Annotated in this window: 18 protein-coding genes; 12 read left to right on the top strand and 6 right to left on the bottom strand. The window is 74.1% G+C overall.

Annotation, left to right across the window (positions count from 1 at the left end):
• Positions 1-34: 34 nt before the first annotated feature.
• The 4 genes from EV374_RS28830 to EV374_RS28815 all read right to left on the bottom strand — a co-directional run bounded on the left by EV374_RS28830 (position 35) and on the right by EV374_RS28815 (position 2,895).
• Positions 35-481 carry an SCO6045 C-terminal-like domain-containing protein gene (locus EV374_RS28830; RefSeq protein ID WP_132240307.1) on the bottom strand — a complete coding sequence of 149 codons (447 nt, stop codon included), beginning with the start codon at positions 479-481 and terminating at the stop codon, positions 35-37.
• Positions 478-1,296 (bottom strand): MbnB/TglH/ChrH family RiPP precursor modification enzyme, encoded by an 819-nt coding sequence (locus tag EV374_RS28825; protein WP_132240306.1) that lies wholly within the window; start codon positions 1,294-1,296, stop codon positions 478-480. Before EV374_RS28825 ends, EV374_RS28830 begins: the two co-directional genes overlap by 4 nt.
• The gene (locus EV374_RS28820) at positions 1,293-2,204 is read right to left on the bottom strand and encodes a TIGR04222 domain-containing membrane protein (RefSeq protein WP_132240305.1); all 912 of its coding nucleotides are present in this window, start codon (positions 2,202-2,204) and stop codon (positions 1,293-1,295) included. The genes EV374_RS28825 and EV374_RS28820 overlap by 4 nt, the downstream gene beginning before the upstream one ends.
• Positions 2,205-2,322: 118 nt before the next feature.
• Positions 2,323-2,895 (bottom strand): TetR/AcrR family transcriptional regulator, encoded by a 573-nt coding sequence (locus EV374_RS28815; protein WP_132240304.1) that lies wholly within the window; start codon positions 2,893-2,895, stop codon positions 2,323-2,325.
• Between the two features lie 109 nt (positions 2,896-3,004).
• Here EV374_RS28815 and EV374_RS28810 point away from each other — a divergent pair, with 109 nt between their 5' ends.
• The 3 genes from EV374_RS28810 (at position 3,005) to EV374_RS28800 (ending at position 5,762) form a co-directional block, all read left to right on the top strand.
• On the top strand, positions 3,005-3,871 hold the full coding sequence (locus EV374_RS28810) for a carbon-nitrogen hydrolase family protein (protein ID WP_132240371.1): 867 nt from the start codon (positions 3,005-3,007) through the stop codon (positions 3,869-3,871).
• A gap of 58 nt (positions 3,872-3,929) precedes the next feature.
• Positions 3,930-4,574 carry an HAD family hydrolase gene (locus EV374_RS28805; protein ID WP_132240303.1) on the top strand — a complete coding sequence of 215 codons (645 nt, stop codon included), beginning with the start codon at positions 3,930-3,932 and terminating at the stop codon, positions 4,572-4,574.
• Between the two features lie 252 nt (positions 4,575-4,826).
• A complete protein-coding gene (locus tag EV374_RS28800) occupies positions 4,827-5,762 on the top strand; it encodes an RIO1 family regulatory kinase/ATPase domain-containing protein (protein WP_132240302.1) in 936 nt (311 codons plus the stop codon).
• A 45-nt stretch (positions 5,763-5,807) separates the two neighbouring features.
• On the opposite strand, the gene EV374_RS28795 is transcribed toward EV374_RS28800, so the two are convergent.
• A complete protein-coding gene (locus EV374_RS28795) occupies positions 5,808-6,056 on the bottom strand; it encodes a DUF2630 family protein (RefSeq protein ID WP_132240301.1) in 249 nt (82 codons plus the stop codon).
• A gap of 81 nt (positions 6,057-6,137) precedes the next feature.
• Here EV374_RS28795 and EV374_RS28790 point away from each other — a divergent pair, with 81 nt between their 5' ends.
• The 8 genes from EV374_RS28790 to EV374_RS28755 all read left to right on the top strand — a co-directional run bounded on the left by EV374_RS28790 (position 6,138) and on the right by EV374_RS28755 (position 15,368).
• Positions 6,138-7,052: a GNAT family N-acetyltransferase gene (locus EV374_RS28790; protein WP_132240300.1), complete on the top strand. Its 915-nt coding sequence runs from the start codon at positions 6,138-6,140 to the stop codon at positions 7,050-7,052.
• A gap of 243 nt (positions 7,053-7,295) precedes the next feature.
• Positions 7,296-8,621 carry a cytochrome P450 gene (locus tag EV374_RS28785; protein ID WP_132240299.1) on the top strand — a complete coding sequence of 442 codons (1,326 nt, stop codon included), beginning with the start codon at positions 7,296-7,298 and terminating at the stop codon, positions 8,619-8,621.
• Positions 8,622-8,674: 53 nt separating this feature from the next.
• The gene (locus tag EV374_RS28780; protein WP_132240370.1) at positions 8,675-9,550 is read left to right on the top strand and encodes a terpene synthase family protein; all 876 of its coding nucleotides are present in this window, start codon (positions 8,675-8,677) and stop codon (positions 9,548-9,550) included.
• On the top strand, positions 9,547-11,124 hold the full coding sequence (locus EV374_RS28775; RefSeq protein ID WP_486486019.1) for a prenyltransferase/squalene oxidase repeat-containing protein: 1,578 nt from the start codon (positions 9,547-9,549) through the stop codon (positions 11,122-11,124). Before EV374_RS28780 ends, EV374_RS28775 begins: the two co-directional genes overlap by 4 nt.
• A 154-nt stretch (positions 11,125-11,278) precedes the next feature.
• A complete protein-coding gene (locus EV374_RS28770; RefSeq protein ID WP_132240298.1) occupies positions 11,279-13,870 on the top strand; it encodes a nitrate- and nitrite sensing domain-containing protein in 2,592 nt (863 codons plus the stop codon).
• 91 nt (positions 13,871-13,961) lie between these two features.
• Positions 13,962-14,384 carry a roadblock/LC7 domain-containing protein gene (locus tag EV374_RS28765; protein WP_091629996.1) on the top strand — a complete coding sequence of 141 codons (423 nt, stop codon included), beginning with the start codon at positions 13,962-13,964 and terminating at the stop codon, positions 14,382-14,384.
• A gap of 5 nt (positions 14,385-14,389) precedes the next feature.
• Positions 14,390-14,776 (top strand): DUF742 domain-containing protein, encoded by a 387-nt coding sequence (locus tag EV374_RS28760; protein WP_132240297.1) that lies wholly within the window; start codon positions 14,390-14,392, stop codon positions 14,774-14,776.
• On the top strand, positions 14,757-15,368 hold the full coding sequence (locus EV374_RS28755; RefSeq protein ID WP_132240296.1) for a GTP-binding protein: 612 nt from the start codon (positions 14,757-14,759) through the stop codon (positions 15,366-15,368). The genes EV374_RS28760 and EV374_RS28755 overlap by 20 nt, the downstream gene beginning before the upstream one ends.
• Before the next feature lie 427 nt (positions 15,369-15,795).
• Here the strand turns inward: EV374_RS28755 and EV374_RS28750 are convergent, their stop codons facing one another.
• Positions 15,796-18,681 (bottom strand): aconitate hydratase, encoded by a 2,886-nt coding sequence (locus EV374_RS28750; protein WP_132240295.1) that lies wholly within the window; start codon positions 18,679-18,681, stop codon positions 15,796-15,798.
• 159 nt (positions 18,682-18,840) lie between these two features.
• On the opposite strand from EV374_RS28750, the gene EV374_RS28745 reads away from it, so the two are divergent.
• Positions 18,841-19,197 (top strand): VOC family protein, encoded by a 357-nt coding sequence (locus tag EV374_RS28745; protein WP_132240294.1) that lies wholly within the window; start codon positions 18,841-18,843, stop codon positions 19,195-19,197.
• Positions 19,198-19,541: the final 344 nt, after the last annotated feature.

Here is a 19,541-nt window from a genome sequence, read left to right as displayed (position 1 = left end):
CGCGCAGTGGCGGGTGGTCCGGCGGCGGGGCGGTTCAGCTGCGGGCGGGACGCAGCAGGCGTACCCGACCGGCGAGCTGGACCGCGACGGCCCCGCCGGCGCGCCCCCACGCCGGCAGCCGGCGCGGGCGCGGCGGGGTGTGCCCGTCGTAGCGGTGGGCGGCCTCGCGCGCGGCCAGCTCCTCCGCGCCGAGTGGCGGCAGCGCGCCCCGGTCGCGCAGGTCGCGGGCCAGATCCCAGCCGTCGCGCAGCGAGCCCCCGGTCGGCCGCCCCGCCGCCCAGCGGGCGAAGGTCTCCGGCCACCGGGGAGCTAGACCGGCGGCGAGCAGCGGCCAGTGCCGGGCCACCTGCCCGGCGCGCTTGCGCAGCAGCGCGGTCCCGGCGGCGGCGAGCGCCGCCGGGTCGAAGCCCGCCGGCACCGGGCCGCCGGCGACCAGCGCCGCCACCAGCGCCGCCTGCCGCTCGGCCAGGTCGCCGCTCACGTCACCACCGGGAAGCCGGACACGGCGGCGAGGGTGTCCAACTCGGCGCGGAGCACCGGGGCGGGCGGATAGTGCCCGTCGCGTTCCAGCAGGAACGCCGGCGGTCGGCGGCGGGCGCACAGCTCGCGGATCAGGTCGAGCACCGCCGGGGGAACCGGATCGGTGTGCGTGTCGTGGTAGTAGCCGCCGTGCTCGGCGCCGCCCGCCACGTGCACGTAGGAGACCCGCTCCAGCGGCAGCCGGTCGAGCAGCGCCAGCGGGTCGGCGCCCCGGTTGCGGGCGTTGGCGTACACGTTGGCGATGTCCAGCAGCAGGAACGCGCCGGTGCGGTCCAGGATCTCGGTGAGGAAGTCGGCCTCGTCCAGCTCGTCGTCGGGCCAGTCGAACAGGGCCGCGATCGGTTCCAGCGCGAGCGGCACCGGCAGCGCGGCCTGCGCCCGGGCGACGTTGGCGCAGACCGCGTCGACCGCCTCCCGGCTGCGGGGCAGCGGCAGCAGGTGACCGGCCTCGACGCCGCCCGCCCGGACGAAGGCGATGTGCTCGCTGACCAGCGGCGCCCCGACCAGCTCCGCCACCGCGCCCAGGTGGGCGACGCGCGCCGGGTCGACCGGCTCCGCGCCGCCGAGGGAGAGGCGCACGCCGTGCGGTACGACCGTCACGCCGCGCTCGCGCAGCGCGTCCAGCCCGGCGGGCGGTGGCCCGGTCGCGGCGACGCTCTCCGCGACAACCTCGACGAAGCGCAGCCCGGGCAGGTCGGCGACGAACCCGGCGATCTCCGGCCGCCAGCCGATGCCGACACCGGCCGGGCCGGTCATCCGCCGCACCCGCCTCCGCCGCAACCCCCGCCGCCGCCGCACGAGCTGCCCCCGCTGCACGAGCTGCCGCCGCCGCATCCGCCGCCGGTCGAGGAGGCGCCGGAGCCGCTGATCGCCTGGCGCTGGATCTCGGCCTGGCTGGCGAAGCCGGGGTCCATGGCGTAGAGCGACGCGGTGCCGAACAGCGCGACCCCCATCGCGGCGCCCGCCGCGCCGTAGGTGGCGTAGGCGGGGGCCGAGGCGGGCGCGAGGTAGGTGTGCTGACGGCGCAGGCCGCGCAGGGCCTGGGTGGCGGCGCGGGTGCGCCACGGCACCCGGTACAGGAGGACGGCCACGACGATCAGCGGAAGCTGGCTCAGCACGAGCCAACCCACGGGACGGTCGTTGCCCAGGCCGGCGAAGATGCGCAGCACGCCGACCAGCAGCAGGGCGGTGAGCAGGAACGCGCCCCGGCGCAGCGCGGCCCGGCGGGCCGGCGCGAGCGCGAGTCCGCGCTGCTCCAGGCTCGTCCGGAGCTGGTCGAGGGCCCGGACCACCCACTCGTCGCGGGCCAGTTCCCGGGTGGTGGCGTTCCGGCCGGCCGCGAAGTGGATGGCCTGGTCCAGCGGCGTGATCCCGGCCGGCAGCGCACCGCCGGTGGTGAGCCGCCGGTCCGGGCGTACGCCGATAGCCCCGCTGCTGCGCAGCCCGCCGAGCGAGGTCCAGATCGCCAACTGCTGCCCGCCGTTGAGGTAGGCGACCTGCTGCGGGCCGAGCTGACCCACGTCGCCAATCTGCGGCCCGGCGAGGACCGAGAGCCGGTGGACGACCGTGCCGACGATGATCACGACGGCTGCGAGGAGATAGACCGCGAGGAAGGCGGGACCGGAGATGCCCCAGGTGTCACCAGGTGCGGCGAGGACGGTCATGTGCTGCTCCTGTCGGGCGAGGGGGATCGCGACCCAATTGTGGAGCAGGCCCGCCAGGACGGATCCACCGCGTGGACCGAGTTACCGGACCGATACGCAGTGGTGCGAGGGCGGCCGGTCAGCGGCGGCGGACGGCCTCCTCGACCAGGTCGAGCACCGGGCCGAGGTCGCCGGCGGGGCGGCCCATCGCCAGGTGCAGCACCAGGCCGTCGTAGGCGAGTTCGAGGAACTGGGCCAGCACGTCGATCGGCACGTCCTCGCGGAGCACGCCCGCCTCCCGCTGCCGGGCCAGCCGGTCGCGGGTCGCCTCGGCGATCGCCGCCGACCGTTCCGCCCACCGCCTGGCGAACGCCGGGTCGGTCCGGAGCCGCCGGGACACCTCCAGTTGACTGCCCAGCCAGCCGGTGGTGTCGGGGGAGACCGCACCGGCCAGGAGATCCCGCATGACCTGGACCAGGCCGTTGCGTGCCACCGTCTCCACCATGGCCGCGGCGTCGTCCTCGGCCACCGCCAGGAAGAGCGAGTCCTTGTCGCGGAAGTGGTGGAAGATCGCGCCCCGGGACAGCCGGGTGGCCTCCTCCAGCCTGCGGACGGTGGCGCCCTCGTAGCCGTGCCGGGCGAAACAGGCCCGCGCGGCGGCGAGGATCTCCTGCCGGCGCGCGTCGAGCTGGTCCTGACTTACTCTGGGCACGGGTCGATCGTGACAGCTCGCCCTCCGCCATGCAAACCGTACGTACGGCTTGGTTTGGCCGTGCGCATGATCATCCAAGGTCGGCGCGCCGGTCTAGGATCGGCCCGTGATGCCACTTCCCACCGCCGTCGCGGTCCCCGCCGCACCGCTGACCGTCGCGGCCGTGCAGGCCGAGCCCGTCCCCGGCGACGTGGCCGGCAACGCCGCGAGCGCCGCCCGGCTGGTCCGCCAGGCCACGGAGCGGGGCGCCCGGGTGGCCGTGCTGCCCGAGCTCTTCCTGCCCGCGTACCACCTGCCGACGCTCGCGGCCGATCCGGCCGGCACCGACGTCGCGGCCGACGCGGCGGCCGGGGTGGGCGACCCGCGGCTGGACCCGCTGCGCGAGGCGGCCCGCGACGGCGACGCCGCCGTGGTGGTCGGCGCCGCCGTCCGGCACCCGGACGGCCGGCGGACGATCTCCGCCCTGCTGGTCGACCGCTCCGGCGAGGTCCGCGTCGGCTACGACAAGCAGCAGCTGTGGAGTGGCGAGCGGGAGCTGTTCGTCGCCGGTGACCGGGGTACCACCCTGCTCGTCGACGACTGGCGGCTCGGGCTCGGCATCTGCTACGACGGCTGCTTCCCCGAGCACGGCCGGGCCGCGGCGGCCGACGGGGCGCACGGCTACCTCTGCCCGAGCGGCTACCTGGCCGGCTCCGAGCACCGCCGCGACCTCTACTACGCCGCCCGCGCGCTGGACAACACGATGTACGTGGTGTTCGCCAACCTCGTCGGCGGCACCGACCCGTGGCGGTTCAACGGCGGCGCGGCGGTCTACGACCCGGAGGGCCGGCCGCTGGCCCGGGGCGCGGACGTTGGCGAGGCCGTGCTGGTCGTCGCGCTCGCCCCGGAGGCCCTCGCCGCGACCCGGGCGGCCCACTGCATGCTGCTCGACCGCCTGCCCCACCAGGGCGGCACCCGAACGGCGCTGCCGGCCTGACGGGCGCGGGGGGAGCCGGCACTGTCGCCGGGCGGTCGTGCTCCCGTAAGGTGCCCGAGTGCCGCTGCTCCTGCTGGACCTGGACAACACGCTGCTCGACCGGGCCGGTCCGTTCCGCGCCTGGGGGGAGCGTTTCCTGGCCGGTGTCGGCGCGCCGCCAACCGACATCGACTGGCTGCTGTCCATCGACGCCGACGGGCTGACCGACCGGTGGGACGTGGCCGACGCCGTGCGTGACCGCTACGGGCTGCGGATCCCGTCCATCGACCTGGTCGAGGAGTTGCACGACGGCGTGGTGGCCAACATCCGGCTCGATCCGCTGGTCGCCTGCGCGCTGCGGATCGCCGACGGGGCCGGCTGGACGCCCGTGGTGGTCAGCAACGGCGGGGTACGCCAGCAGGAGGCCATGATCCGGCGTACCGGGCTGGACCGCTTCGTCGCCGACTGGGTCATCTCCGAGGAGGTCGGCGTCAGCAAGCCCAACCCGAGGATCTTCGCGCTGGCCGCCCGGCGGGTACGGCTGCCCCTGCGCGGCGCCTGGGTGGTCGGCGACGGCCCGGAGGCGGACATCGGCGGTGCCGCCGCCGTGGGCCTGCCCAGCGTCTGGCTGCACCGGGGGCGGAGCTGGGTCGACGACCGGTTCGCCCCCACCCGCACGGCGGACGGTCTGATCGCCGCCGTCGCGACGGTGCTCGCCGCCTGACGGGGAAGCGCCACCCGCCGCCCGGTGAGCCGGGGCGGTGGTTGGCCAAGGGGCCTCCGCCCCGGCGGGGGCGCCGGCCCTGGGCGGGGTTGGCGTAATTCGGTTGACCGGGGCGGCGTCGGGCCGCGAGCATGGTCGGCGCATCGTGCAACCGGGTCCGCGCCCGGTCGAGGAGAGGGGGTCGGTCATGGCCGTCTTCGCAGGTCACTACCACCTGCCCCCATCAGCCTCGAGTAAGGGATCACCACCGCAGTGCGCGATCACGACCTTCCGGCGCGCGAGCGCCGTACCCGCGGCAAGCGCCGCTTCGACGACGACGAACAGCTCTTCCTGAAGCGGGGCCGGGCCGCCGAGCCCGCCCTCGCCGATCCCGACGCCGAGCCCGACCCCGACACGGGGGAGTGCTGGTCGTCCTGGGACGACGCCGTGCACGGCCCGCAGCCCCACCCCGAGTGGCTGGTCACCGAACTGGCCGCCAAGGACACCGAACTCGGGATGCTCAAGACCGGCAAGGAGGCGGACGTCCACCTGGTCCGCCGGGCGGTGCCCGGCACCGACCGGTCCTGCCTGCTGGCGGCCAAGCGCTATCGGGACCCCCAGCACCGCCTCTTCCACCGCGACGCCGGTTACCTGGAGGGCCGCCGGGTCCGCCGGTCCAGGGAGAACCGGGCGATGGCCGGCCGTACCGCCTTCGGGCGACAGATGATCGCCGGGCAGTGGGCGGCGGCCGAGTTCGCCGCGCTGGCCCGGCTCTGGGAGGTCGGCGCCCGCCACGGCACGATCACCGTCCCCTACCCGGTGCAGTTGCGCGGCACGGAGCTGATGCTGGAGTTCCTCGGTGACCAGGAGGAGGGGCTGGCCGCGCCCCGGCTGGCCCAGCTGCGGCCGGAGGCGGGGGAGCTGCGCGAGCTGTGGGGGCAGCTCGTCGACGCCCTCGTGGTGCTCGCCCGCGCCGGCCTCGCGCACGGCGACCTGTCGCCGTACAACCTGCTGGTGCACGCGGGGCGGCTGGTGCTCATCGACCTGCCGCAGGTGGTCGACGTGGTGGCCAACCCGCAGGGGCCGGAGTTCCTGGCCCGCGACGTGCGGGTGGTCGCCACCTGGTTCGCGGCCCGGGGCCTGCCCGCGGCGGACGCCGACCCGGCCGCGCTGAGCGCGCTGCTGCTGCGGGAGGCGGGGATCCGCTGACCGCGACCTCCCGGGTGGCCAGGCACCGGCCACCCGGGACCCGGGTCACTGGAGGTAGCGCTCGACCGCCGGCTTGGGGCGCGTCCCCTGGGCGTCCGGGTCGCCGTGGGTCTCCCGGGCGGCGCGTCGCCGACGCAGCAGGTCCCAGCACTGGTCGAGGGACTCCTCCAGCTCGCGCAGCCGGGTGCGGGCGTCGTCGTCCGTGCCCGACTCGCCGGCCTGCGCGTCGGCGCGCAACCGGTGCTCCTCGTCGACCAGTTCCGAGATCCGGTTCAGGATGGTCTTGTCGTCCATGCCCTGAGCCTGGCACAGGCCGCGCGGGCGCGCCCGGGTTCACCGCCGCCCGCCCCCGCCGCTGCGGTAGGTTGCCCAGCCATGGTCCCCACCGTCCGGGCCGCCGGCCCCTCCGACCTGACGCCGGTCGCCGACCTGCTCCGCGCCGCCCGGTCCCACCTGGTGGTCACGCCGGAGCTGCTCGCCTGGCAGGCGACCGGCAAGCCGGCCGAGCGCTTCGGGATGCTCGTCGCCGAGGCGGACGACGGGATCGCCGGCGTCGCCCGGACGGGGCTGCTGTACGAGAGCACCGAGCCGGGGCTCGGCTTCGTCAACCTGGTCGTGCGCCCCGAGGGGCGGGGGCGGGGCGTCGGGTCGGCGCTGCTCGCCGCCGCCGAGGAGCGGCTCGCCGGGCTGGGGGTGCGCCAGGCGTACGCGCGGGTCGTCGACGAGCCGGCGCCGCTCGCCTTCGCCGAGCGGCGCGGCTACCGGGCCGGCCGGCGCAGCGTGATCCTGGGCCTGGACCTGGCGGCGGCGCTGCCGGCTGCGCCCGACCCGCCGGCCGGGGTGCGGCTGGGTACGGCCGCGGACCTGGTCGACCCGCGTCCGCTGTACGAGGCGGACCTGGCCGCCGCAGCCGACGAGCCGGGCGGCGTCGGGAGGGACGAGACCGACTTTTCCGACTGGCGGGCCGCGTACTGGGACCGGCCGGACCTGGACCGGGCGCTGAGCACGGTGGCGACGGCCGACGGTGCGGTGGTGGCGTTCAGCCTCGCGCTGACCGACGGCCGGGACCGCTACCTGTCGGGGATGACGGGCACCCGCAGCGGGTGGCGGGGCCGGGGCCTCGCCCGGTCGGTCAAGCACGCGTCGCTGCGGGCGGCCCGGTCGGCGGGCTTCCGGTGGGCGTCCACGATCAACGACGCCGGCAACGACGCGATGCGGGCGGTCAACGCGTGGTTCGGGTACCGGCCGGTGGCCGCCGAGTGGCGCCACCTGCGCACCCTTCCAAAGTGACACCCGACACGAAATCCTTCATGGACGAGCATTCCCATGAGCAAAATTCTCATTCGACGGCTAGCGGAGTCTCGACGGGTGATGGCATGCTTCCCGAATCGTGACGCAAGGCAGCCGTTCGCATGACGGTCCGTCACAACGGAGCGTGACCGACGGGAGGAGCCACGGGTGCGGGATGCCATTGCTGAACGGGGTGCCGACGACTCACGAGGTCGCCCGGCGCGGTTCGCGCCACTGTGGAGGATGCTGCCGGGCCTGCTGCGCGACCCGCTGGGCCAGCTCGTCGCGATGGCGGACGACGCCCCGGGCGAGGTCCTGCGGCTCAACCTCGGGACGATCCGCCCCTACCTGGTCACCGAACCCACCCACGTGCAGCACGTGCTGCGGGACAACGCGGCCAACTACACCCGTGGCGGCCGGAGCATGCTGTGGCGGCCGGTACGACGACTCACCGGCGACGGCATCATGTCCGACGGACCGGAGTGGCAGGCCAGCCGCGGGCGGATGCAGCCGCACTTCACCGCCAAGCGCATCGACTCCCTGGTGGACTCCATGAGCCAGGCCGTCAGCGAGGCCGTCGACGAGTTCGACGAGCCGGCCCGCACCGGCCGGTGGCTGGACGCCGGCGCCGAGCTGGGCCGGGTCATCTGCCGGGCGATCAGCAGCGTCTTCTTCGCCGACCGGGTGAGCCTCGCCGACCAGCTGCGGATCGTGGCCGCCCAGGACACCATCGTGACGGCGCTGCGGGCCCGCCTGCTCCTGCCCTTCGTGCCCGACGCCGTACCGGTGCCGGGCGACCGCGCCCTGCGCCGCGCCATCGGCGTCGTCGACGACATCATGCTGCCCCTGGTGCGGGCCGAGCGGGCCCACCCGCGCGACGGCGACGACCTGCTCGCCGCCCTGGCGAACGCCCGCGACGACGACGGCCGCCCGCTCGGGGAGCGACGGGTCCGCGACGACGTGGTGTCCATGTTCGCCACCGCGACGGAGACGACGTACGCCGTACTGACCTGGCTGTGGCCGATCCTGGACGCCAACCCCGAGGTGGCCGGCCGGCTCTACGCCGAGCTGGACGAGGTGGTGGGCGCGGACCGGGTGATCAGCCGGGAGCAGCTGCTCGCCCTCACCTACACCCGGTCGGTGGTCGACGAGCTGCTGCGCATGTACCCCGCCGGGTGGCTGGTGCCCCGCACGGCGGTGGCGGACGACGTCATCGGCGGCGCCAGGATCAGAGCCGGCAGCATCGTCGCCGTCAGCTCCTACGTCACCCAACGGCTGGCCCGGTACTGGGACCGCCCGGACACCTTCGATCCCGACCGGTTCCGGGGCGACCAGCCGCGGCGGGAGCACCGGTACGCGTACTTCCCGTTCGGCGGCGGCCCGCACCAGTGCCTCGGCATGTACCTGTTCAACCTGGAGGCTCCGCTGGTGGTCGCGACGATCCTCAGCCGGTACCGTTTCCGGCTGCGCGACGCCGGGATGCCGCCCAAGCAGTTGGCGGCGACCCTGCGTCCGGGCCGGCCGGTGGTCATGGCGCTGACCCCGGTCCACGAGCGGAGGCCGGCGTGACCGCGGTGACGCCCGACCGGTCGCGCGACGCGACGCCGGGCGGGCGTGACGAGATGCGGGACGCGCGGGAGCAGGGCCGGATCTGCGGCCTGGCGGTACGCGGCCAACGCGACCTCCAGGCGTCGGCCGCGGCGCACCCCGAGCTGTTTCCCGCCGACCCGTTCGACACCATGCTGTTCGCCAACATCTCGCTGGCCATCGCCTTCGGCGCCCCGTGGTGCACGGCCGGGCAACTGCGCGCCGCGAACCGGACCGTGCTGTGGGGCTTCGCCCTCGACTGGCTGATCGACCACCGGGCGCGCTCCCGCGACGAGGTCGACGACCTCGTCACGCGCTGCCACGCGGTGGCCGCCGGGGAGCCGCCCGCCGCCGACGACCACCTCGGCGGCTACCTGGCCGCGCTCCAGGGTGAGCTGGCGACGTCCGACGCCTTCGCGGCGCACCGTCCGCTGTGGCGGGACCGGGTGGACGCGACGGTGCGGGCGATGGCCCTCGAGTGGGAGTGGAAGGCGGCGTGGCGGCCCGGGGACCGGGCGTCCCTGCCGAGCCTCGACGCGTACCTGGACAACGCCGACAACCACGCCTGCACGATCGTCAACGTCGCGCACTGGCTCTACACCGGCGACGAGGCCACCCTCTCCCGGCTGGACGAGCTGGTCGCGGTCAGCGACCAGGTGCAGCGCGCCCTGCGCCTCGTGAACGACCTCGGCACCTACGAGCGGGACCTGCGCTGGGGCGACCTGAACGCGCTGCTGCTGGTCGAGGACCGCGCCGAGGTGGAGCAGCGGCTCGCCGCGCTGGTCGACACCTGCCACCGGATGCTGGAGCCACTGCGGGAGACCTGCCCGCGCGAGGCGGACTACCTGGCCCGGCAGGTCGGCTTCAGCAGCGGCTTCTACCAGCTGGCCGACTTCTGGGGCATGTCGTGACGGCGGCCCCGGTCGCCGTCCGGGACATGGGGGGCGCCGCGCTCGCCGTCGCCGGTCGTGAACTGGTGGCGGCGATGCTGGCCGCCCCCGACGGCACGGTCTCGCCCTCGGTCTACGAGACCGGTCGGCTGGTCAGCGACGCCCCCTGGCTGCCGGGGCACGCCGAGCGGCTGCGTCACCTGCTGGCCGCCCAGCGCGCCGACGGCGGGTGGGGGGCGCCGGGCGCGTACGGCCTGGTGCCGACCCTGAGCGCGGTGGAGGCGCTGCTGAGCGCCCTGCGCACGCCGGGGCGCGCCCGCCCACGGGAGGCGCACCGGCTCTCGACGGCCGCGGACCGGGGCGTCGCGGTGCTGCGGGACCGGCTGCTGGTCGCCGCCGAGCCCGTGCCGGACATGCCGGGCGTCGACCTCATCGTGCCCGCCCTGATCGACCGCATCGACGCGCTCCTCGACGGCGCGGCGGCACCCGGGCGGCCGGTGCCCGCGCTGCCGATGCCGCACGGCATGACCCGGCACCGGGCCGAGGCGGTCGGGCGGCTCCTCGCCGCGCGCGGGCCCGTACCGGAGAAGCTGTGGCACGCCTTCGAGGTGCTCGACGGGCGGGCGCGGGCGGACCTGCCGGCCCGGCCCGTGTCCGGCGCCGTCGGGGCCTCGCCCGCCGCCACCGCGGCCTGGCTGGGCGATCCCGCCCGTCCCGGCGCGGACCGGAGCGCGTTCGACTACCTGACCGGGGCCGTGGCGCGGGGCGGCGGGCCCGTGCCGTGCACGACACCCATCGCCGTGTTCGAGCGGGCCTGGGTGCTCAGCGGGCTGGCCCGGGCCGGCGCGGCGGCGGACGTCCCCGCCGAGCTGACCGGCAGCCTGGCCGCCGCGCTCGGACCCACCGGCGCGGCCACCTCGCCCGGCCTCCCGACGGACGCCGACACCACGGCCGTCACCCTCTTCGCGCTGGCCCGGCTCGGCCGCCCCGTCACGCCCGACAGCCTCCTGGCGTACGACACGGGCACGCACTTCTGCACCTGGCAGGGCGAGGACGGCGCGTCGGTCACCACGAACGCCCACGTCCTGGAGGCGCTCGGCTGGCATGCCCGGCACCGTCCGGGCCGCCCGTACGCCGACGTGGCGCGGCGGGTGGCCGGCTGGCTGGTGGACGGTCAGCTCGCCGACGGCAGCTGGACGGACCGCTGGCACGCCTCGCCGTACTACGCGACGGCCAGCGTCGCGGCGAGCCTGGCCGAGTACGCGTCCGACACCACCGGCGGCCGGCTCGACCGGGCGGCCGACTGGGTGCGCGACACCCAGCGCGACGACGGCTCGTGGGGGCTGTGGACGGGCACGCCGGAGGAGACCGCGTACGCCCTCCAGGTGCTGCTCGGCACGGGGCGACCGCCCCGGCCGGGCCTCGCCACCGCCGTGCGCCGCGCGCTCGCCTACCTCGACGACCACCGCGACGGTGACGGTGACGGCGTTCCACTGTGGCATGACAAGGATCTCTACCACCCGGTGCTCATCGTGCGGGCCGCCATGCTCGCGGCGCGGCACCTGGCGCGGCTGAGCGGCCACGCAGGACGGTGAGCCCTACGACCCGGTGCCCGCGATGACGCACCGGTCATGATCAGCACTGCTTGAGTGATCGTCGGGACACTGCTACCGTGCGCCGGGTCGGTCGAAGCGCCATGCGGAAACCGCCGATCGGATGAATCAGACTCCCCGCCAGGGATGGTTTCAAATGGGTTCCCGCAGCTCCAATCTGCGCCGGAAAGTCGTGGCTCTGCTGGCCTCACTCGTTGCGCTGTGGGCGTTCGCCGCGTGGGTGACCCTCCGGGAGGGCGTCAGTCTCCTCTGGGTACAGGTGCTCGACGCCCAGGTCGCCCAGCCGGGTGAGCCGCTGGTGCTGGAGTTGCAGGCGGAACGCCGGGCGTCCGCGGCGTATCTGGGCGGTTCGGGCGCGGCCGAGCGGGAGCAGCTCGACGCGCAGTGGCGGCGGACCGAGGGCGTCGCCGACGACTTCCGCAAGTCCGTCAGCAGCTGGCGGGTGGACCTGGCGGCCGACGAGAGCCAGCGGCAGATCGACACGGTCGTCAGCGGGCTGGACCGGCTCACCGCCGTACGCGAGTCCATCCGCGACCGCCAGGTGGACCGCGCCGCCGCCACCCGCGAGTACACCGAACTCATCGACTCGGTGCTGCGGATGTACGGGTCGCTGGGCAACCTGGACGACGAGCAGTTCACGCGGGAGACCGCGGCGCTGATCCAGCTCGTCCGGATCCGCGAACTCATGTCGCAGGAGGACGCCCTCGTCACCGGCGCCCTGGCCGCCGGCCGGATGACGCCCGAGGAGACCGCCGCCTTCGCCCGCGCCACCGGCGCCCAGCGCTACCTGGACAGCCAGGTCCGTACCGACCTGTCGAGCGGCGACCGGGCCCGTTACGAGGCACTGGTCGGCGGCGAGGCGTACACCGCGTTCCGGTCCCTGGAGGACCGCGTCGTGCAGGGACGGGCGGGCGGCGCGCCACCCGTGTCGGCGGCGGAGTGGCGCGCGGCGGCCGACGTGGTGGTCGGCGAGCAGCAGCGCTTCATCATCGAGGCCGGTGACGCGCTCGTGGAGCGGGCCGCGCCGATCGCCGTCGGCGTCGTCCTGCGGCTGGTGCTGGCCGCCGGTCTGGGCCTGCTCGCCGTCGTCGCCTCGATCGTCGTGTCGATCACCACCGCGCGGGCCCTGGTGCAGCAGTTGGAGCGGCTGCGCGAGGCCGCCATCCGGCTGGCCAACGAGCGGCTGCCCAGCGTCGTCGAGCGGCTCGGCCACGGCGAGGAGGTCGACATCGCCAAGGAGGCGCCTCCGCTCGAGTTCGGCGACGACGAGATCGGGCAGGTGGGCAAGGCGTTCAACGCCGTGCAGGAGACCGCCATCCGCACCGCCGTCGAGCAGGCCGACCTGCGCCGCAACGTGCGCGAGGTCTTCCTCAGCCTGGCCCGGCGCACCCAGGCGCTGGTGCACCGCCAGCTCACCCTGCTCGACGCCATGGAGCGTCGCGAGCACGACGCCGAGGAGCTGGAGGACCTGTTCCGGGTCGACCACCTCGCCACCCGGATGCGGCGCAACGCGGAGAACCTCATCGTGCTCTCCGGCTCCACCCCGGGCCGCGCCTGGCGGCGCAACGTGCCGATGGTCGACGTCGTCCGGGGCGCGGTCGCCGAGGTCGAGGACTACACCCGGGTCAATGTGCTGCCCCTCGGCGCGGTCTCGCTCACCGGCCGCGCGGTCGGCGACGTCATCCACCTGCTCGCCGAGCTGATCGAGAACGGGCTGTCGTTCTCCCCGCCGCACACCTCGGTGGAGGTGCGCGGGCAGCAGGTGGCCAACGGCTTCGCCATCGAGATCGAGGACCGCGGCCTGGGCATGAGCGAGGAGGACCTCGCCGCCGCGAACCACCGGATCGTCGACCAGTCCGAGCTGAACCTGGCCAACGCCTCCCGCCTCGGGCTCTACGTGGTCAGCCGGCTGACCGAGCGGCACGGCGTGCGGGTGCAGCTCAAGGAGTCCGCGTACGGCGGCACCACCGCCGTCGTGCTGATCCCGGCCGAGCTGGTCACCGCCGACGACGAGGACCCGAGCACCTCCGGCGGGTTCCCGGCCGGCCTGCCCGCCGGCGTCCCGGTGGCCGGCGCGTCCGGCCAGGCGCCGCCCGCCGCCGAGCCGCCGCTGGCCGCCGCCCCGGTGGCCCTGGCCGAGCCGCTCGCGTCCCGCCCCCGCCCGGCGCCGGACGCCGACGCCCCCGCCACGGGCGACGCCGACGGTGGCGCCCTGCCGACCCGGTCGCGCGGCCGGAGCCTGCCGACGACGGGCCCGGCCCTCGACGCGGGGCTGCCCGTGCGCCCCCGTGGCGGCTCCGAGCAGTACGCCCTGGACGGCCCGACCTTCCCGACGGGCCTGCCGGTGGCCGCCCGGCCCGCGCCGGCGGAGGCGCCCGACACGACGGGGGTCCCCGCACCGGAGGCGGACACCGGCTCCACGACGACGGGCGGTCCGGCGCCGACGGCCCGCCAGGTGACGGCGCGTACCGACTCGGGCCTGCCGGTCCGGATCCGGCAGGCCAGCATCGTGCCGGAACTCCGCGACGATCCGGCCGCCGACGGGGACGACGACGGGGACGAGGATATGGCGCGCCCGCCGGAGCAGGTACGCCGGATGATGAGCTCCTACCAGACCGGCACCCGGCGGGGCCGTACCGACGCCGCCCGGCTGCTCGGTGGAGCGGGCGACAGCCGAACCGAGGCCGGCGAGGAACCCGACGCCGGCGACGACCTGCAAGCGACCTGACCGGCGCCGTCGCGGTGCGGGGGATCCCCGCGCCGCAGCGGGCAGCCGAGACGAGCACGGCGACAACAGCCGGGGGAGAAGAGGACGACGAGTGGCGCAGAAGACGGCTTCGAGTGCCGACCTGACGTGGTTGCTGGATGATCTGGTCGGCCGGGTGAAGCAGGCCGACCACGCGGTCGCGCTCTCGACGGACGGCCTGTTGATGGCCGCCTCGCGAGGGCTGGGCCGGGACGACGCCGAGCACCTGGCGGCCATGGCGGCCGGCATCCAGAGCCTGGCCCGGGGCGCGGGCAAGCGCTTCGGCGGCGGGCAGGTGCAGCAGACCATCATCGAGATGCAGTCGTCGTTCCTGTTCGTCACGGCGGCCGGGCGCAACGCCTGCCTGGCCGTGCTCGCCAGCGAGGACGCCGACGTCGGCCTGATCGCCTACGAGATGGCGATGCTGGTCACCCGCGTCGGCAAGTACGTGGCGTCGCCCTCGCGGACCGGCGAGCAGCAGACCGGCGAGAAGTAGCCGCGATGACGGTGCAGGGGGAGTCCTCGGAGCACCAGTGGGTCGACGACCATGCCGGCCCGGTCGTGCGCCCGTACGCGATGACGCGTGGCCGGGCCCGGCCGGTCACCGGCACGTTCGACCTGATCTCCCTGGTGACGGCGACCCGTGCGGACGTGATCCCGGAGGTCGGGCTGGGCCCGGAGCACCTGGCGATAGTCGGGCTCTGCCAGCGGATCCAGTCCGTCGCCGAGATCGCCGCCCACCTGGACCTGCCGGTGGGCACCATCCGGGTCCTGCTCGGTGACCTCGCGGCCCGCAGCCTGGTGCAGGTACGCGAACCGCACACCACAGCCGGCCTTCCCGACAACAGCGTTTTCGAGGCGGTAATCAATGGACTACGGGCACTCTGAGCGGCCGGCGGGAGCGACGCCACTGCCCACCGCGATCAAGATCCTCGTCGCGGGTGGCTTCGGCGTGGGCAAGACCACCATGGTCGGTGCGGTCAGTGAGACGCGCCCGCTGCGTACGGAGGAGGTGTTGACCGAGTCCGGTGTCGGCATCGACGACCTCTCCGGGGTGGAGAGCAAGACGACCACCACCGTGGCGATGGACTTCGGCCGCATCACCATCAGCGACGACCTGGTGCTCTACCTCTTCGGCACCCCGGGCCAGGACCGGTTCTGGTTCGTCTGGGACGAGTTGGCGCTCGGTGCGCTCGGCGCGGTGGTGCTGGCCGACACCCGGCGGCTGGCCGACTGCTTCCCCTCCATCGACTACTTCGAGGGCAGGGGCACGCCGTTCGTGGTGGCGGTCAACTGCTTCGAGGGAAGCCGGCAGTACCGGCTCGACGAGGTGCAGGCGGCGCTCAACCTCGACCCGGGGGTGCCGGTGCTGCTCTGCGACGCACGGCAGCGGGAGTCCAGCAAGGAGGTGCTCATCACGCTGATGGAGCACGCCATGAAGACCCGCGAGGCCCGCCGCCGCGCCGCCGCCACCGACTGACCGGTCCACCACCACTGCACCACTGCACCGCTGCCGCTGCCGCGGCTTTCCGCTGGCACGTGGCTGCCGCGCGTCGCTGCCTGCTGCTCGCGTCGCTGCTTGCTTCCGCGCGTCGCTGTCCGGTGCCCGCTGCCTGCTGCCCGCTGCCTGCTGCCTGCTGCGTCGTGTCCCTCGACGCGCGGACAAGATCTTGGCGAGAAAGGGCCCCTCCGGGGGCACTTCCGTACCAGGATCTCCGGGCGTGCACGGGTGCGGCGCACCCATGGGTCGCCAGCTCGTGTCGTTGGTGCCGGGTGCGCGGTGGTGGGTTGGTCGCGGCGCCGGCCCCACCCACAGCTGACCCGCCGGCACCGAAGGCATGCGTGAAAGGAAGGGCCCCTTGTTAACGCTATGCGTTAACAAGGGGCCCTTCCTTTCACGTCAGACGTCAGTTGGCGATCATGCGACGCAGCACGTACTGCAGGATGCCGCCGTGCCGGTAGTAGTCCGCCTCGCCCGGGGTGTCGATCCGGACCACCGCGTCGAACTCGACGCCGGTGTCGGTGCTGACCTTGACCGTACGCGGGGTCTCGCCGTCGTTCAGCGCGGTGACGCCGGCGATGGAGAACGTCTCCGTGCCGGTGAGGCCGAGCGACTCGGCGGTCTCGCCGGCCGGGAACTGCAGCGGGAGCACGCCCATGCCGATCAGGTTCGAGCGGTGGATCCGCTCGTACGACTCGGCGATGACCGCCCTGACGCCGAGCAGCATGGTGCCCTTGGCCGCCCAGTCGCGCGACGAGCCGGAGCCGTACTCCTTGCCGGCCAGCACGACCAGCGGGATGCCCGCCTCCTGGTAGGCCACCGAGGCGTCGTAGATCGAGGTCTGCTCGCCGGTCAGGTGGTTGACCGTGAAGCCGCCTTCAGGGAGCGCAGCTCCCGCATCGGAACCGGCGCCCGGGATCCGCAGTTGATTGCGCAGCCGGATGTTGGCGAAGGTGCCCCGGATCATCACCTCGTGGTTGCCCCGGCGCGAGCCGTACGAGTTGAACTCGTGCCGCGGCACGCCGTGCTCGGCGAGGTACGTCCCCGCGGGCGAGTCGGCCTTGATGGAACCGGCCGGCGAGATGTGGTCGGTGGTCACCGAGTCGCCCAGCTTGGCCAGCACCCGCGCGCCGGCGATGTCGACGACCGCCTTCGGCTCCCGCTCCATGCCCTCGAAGTACGGGGGCTTGCGGACGTAGGTGGACTCGTCCGCCCAGGCGAACGTGTCGCCGGTCGGGGTGGGCAGCGACTGCCAGCGCTCGTCACCGGCGAAGACGTCGGAGTACGCGGCGCTGAAGCCGGTGGCGCCGATCGCCGAGGCGATGACGTCCTGGATCTCGGCGCTGTTGGGCCAGATGTCCCGCAGGAACACCGGGTTGCCCTCGCCGTCCTCGCCGATCGGCTCGTTGGCCAGGTCGATGTCCATCGTGCCGGCCAGCGCGTACGCGACCACCAGCGGCGGGGACGCCAGGTAGTTCATCTTGACGTCCGGGTTGATCCGGCCCTCGAAGTTGCGGTTGCCGGAGAGCACGGAGACGACCGCCAGGTCGGCCTCGTTGACCGCGGCCGAGACCTCCTCCGGCAGCGGGCCGGAGTTGCCGATGCAGGTGGTGCAGCCGTAGCCGACCAGGTGGAAGCCGAGCTTCTCCAGGTAGGGCGTGAGGCCGGCCCGCTCGTAGTAGTCCATGACGACCTTGGAACCCGGGGCCAGGGTGGTCTTCACCCACGGCTTGCGGGTCAGGCCCTTGTCGACCGCGTTGCGGGCCAGCAGGGCCGCGCCGATCATCACCTGCGGGTTGGAGGTGTTGGTGCAGGAGGTGATGGCCGCGATCACCACGGCGCCGTGGTCCAGCTCGTACTCGACGCCGTCGGCGCCGGTGACCCGGATCGGGTTGCTGGCCCGCCCGCCGGAGCCGACCGCCGCCGTCTCCAGGTCGCGCGGCGCGTCGGCCGGGTCGCTGACCCCGTTGGCCGGGGAGTCGCTGGCCGGGAAGGACTCGGCGCTCGCCTCGTCGGCGTGGCCCTGCACGCCGAACGGCTTCTCCTGCTGCGGCACGCCCGACTTGCGGCCACGGTCGCCGCCGGTCTCGTCGGCGGCCACGTAGTCGGTCAGCGCCGAACGGAACAGCGTCTTGGCGTTGCCCAGCGGGACCCGGTCCTGCGGGCGCTTCGGGCCGGCCAGGGACGGCTCGATGGTGCCGAGGTCCAGCTCCAGGCGCTCCGAGTACTCCGGCTCGGCGTCCGGGTCGTGCCAGAGGCCCTGCTCCTTGGCGTACGCCTCGACGAGCGCGACCTGCGTGGCGTCGCGACCGGTCAGCTCCAGGTAGCGGACGGTCTCGGCGTCGATCGGGAAGATCGCGACGGTGGAGCCGTACTCCGGGGACATGTTGCCGATGGTGGCCCGGTTGGCCAGCGGCACGGCGCTCACGCCCGGCCCGTAGAACTCGACGAACTTGCCCACCACGCCGTGCTTGCGCAGCATCTCGGTGATGGTGAGCACCAGGTCGGTGGCGGTGGTGCCGGCCGGCATCTCGCCGGAGAGCTTGAAGCCCACCACGCGCGGGATCAGCATGCTGACCGGCTGGCCGAGCATCGCGGCCTCGGCCTCGATGCCGCCGACGCCCCAGCCGAGCACGCCCAGGCCGTTGACCATCGTCGTGTGCGAGTCGGTGCCGACGACCGTGTCCGGGTACGCCTGGCCGTTGCGCTCCATGATCGTACGGGCCAGGTACTCGATGTTGACCTGGTGCACGATGCCCGTGCCCGGGGGGACGACCTTGAACTCGTTGAACGCGGTCTGGCCCCAGCGCAGGAACTGGTAGCGCTCCTTGTTGCGCTCGTACTCCAGCTCGACGTTGCGCTGGAAGGCGTCCTCGCGACCGAACAGGTCGGCGATGACGGAGTGGTCGATGACCAGCTCGGCCGGGGCGAGCGGGTTCACCTTGGTGGCGTCGCCGCCCAGGTCCCGTACCGCCTCGCGCATGGTGGCCAGGTCGACCACGCAGGGCACGCCGGTGAAGTCCTGCATGAGCACCCGCGCCGGGGTGAACTGGATCTCGACGCTCGGGTCGGCGTCGGATTCCCAGGCGCCGAGCTGCCGGATGTGGTCGGCGGTGATGTTCGCGCCGTCCTCGGTCCGGAGCAGGTTCTCCAGGAGGATCTTCAGGCTGTAGGGGAGCCGTTCGTGGCCCTCCACCTTGCTGATCTTGAAAATCTCGTAGCTCGCGTCTCCGACGCGTAGCTGGGTCTTCGCACCGAAGGTGTCGAGGCTCGCCACGTCGTACTCCTTCACACCAGCGACCGTGAGTAGTCCTGAGCAGTCTGTCGCACCGGTCGGGGTGCCGCCGTGGTTAGGGGACACTTACCGCCGATCTCGTCGTCAACAAAACCGTACGTCCGTCTTGCTAACTTCGCAACCTCGTGCCATCGTTCGGGACGAGGAGGTGTCACCATGATCCATCACGTTCAGCTCGCCTGCCCACGCGGCTCCGAGGAGGCGTCGCGGGCCTTCTACGTCGGGGTGCTCGGGATGACCGAGAAGCCCAAACCGCCCGCGCTCGCGGCCCGTGGCGGCTGCTGGTTCACCGGCCACGGCGCGGAACTGCACCTGGGCGTGGAGGACGACTTCCGCCCCGCCCGCAAGGCCCACCCCGGCCTGCTGTGGCCGGACCTGGACGCGCTCGCCGCCCGGCTGGTCGCCGCCGGGTACCCGGTGAGCTGGGGCGACGACGAACTGCCCGGGCTGCGCCGCTTCCACTCCCAGGACGCGCACGGCAACCGGCTGGAGTTCCTCGCCCCGATCGACTGACCACCAGCGAGTTGCTCGCGCTGGTCGGCTGCTCTGCCGGTGGACGGTGGAGTCTGCTCGCCTCGGTCTGTGACCCGTCGGGGTGGGCAACACAGGCCGGCCGCCGTGGGTGCCCTCGGGCTCTGGCTGCGGCTCGGCCCCGACTGCCGCCTTGGGCCTCGGCTTCGGCTCGGCCCTGGAGAGCGTGAAGACGACGAAAGGGCCGGCCCCTTGTGGGGGCCGGCCCTTGTCGTTGGGTGCGCGGTGGTGCGTGTCGTTGCTGGGTCAGGCGGTGTAGCCGCGGGTGGCGATCCAGTCGGCGAGGTTGTCGACGCTCATGCGGTAGGAGGCCTGGTTGGGGTTGG

It is taken from the genome of Micromonospora sp. CNZ303 (assembly GCF_004345505.1).
This window is presented reverse-complemented; position numbering and strand designations above follow the sequence as displayed.

Bases quoted from the DNA above. Each gene is read 5' to 3' on its own strand.
- EV374_RS28790 (WP_132240300.1), top strand. From the start codon at position 6,138: ATGGTCCCCACCGTCCGGGCCGCCGGCCCCTCCGACCTGACGCCGGTC.
- EV374_RS28755 (WP_132240296.1), top strand. From the start codon at position 14,757: ATGGACTACGGGCACTCTGAGCGGCCGGCGGGAGCGACGCCACTGCCC.
- EV374_RS28785 (WP_132240299.1), top strand. From the start codon at position 7,296: ATGCTGCCGGGCCTGCTGCGCGACCCGCTGGGCCAGCTCGTCGCGATG.
- EV374_RS28820 (WP_132240305.1), bottom strand. From the start codon at position 2,204: ATGACCGTCCTCGCCGCACCTGGTGACACCTGGGGCATCTCCGGTCCC.
- EV374_RS28745 (WP_132240294.1), top strand. From the start codon at position 18,841: ATGATCCATCACGTTCAGCTCGCCTGCCCACGCGGCTCCGAGGAGGCG.
- EV374_RS28780 (WP_132240370.1), top strand. From the start codon at position 8,675: ATGCGGGACGCGCGGGAGCAGGGCCGGATCTGCGGCCTGGCGGTACGC.
- EV374_RS28760 (WP_132240297.1), top strand. From the start codon at position 14,390: ATGACGGTGCAGGGGGAGTCCTCGGAGCACCAGTGGGTCGACGACCAT.
- EV374_RS28825 (WP_132240306.1), bottom strand. From the start codon at position 1,296: ATGACCGGCCCGGCCGGTGTCGGCATCGGCTGGCGGCCGGAGATCGCC.
- EV374_RS28770 (WP_132240298.1), top strand. From the start codon at position 11,279: ATGGGTTCCCGCAGCTCCAATCTGCGCCGGAAAGTCGTGGCTCTGCTG.
- EV374_RS28810 (WP_132240371.1), top strand. From the start codon at position 3,005: ATGCCACTTCCCACCGCCGTCGCGGTCCCCGCCGCACCGCTGACCGTC.
- EV374_RS28795 (WP_132240301.1), bottom strand. From the start codon at position 6,056: ATGGACGACAAGACCATCCTGAACCGGATCTCGGAACTGGTCGACGAG.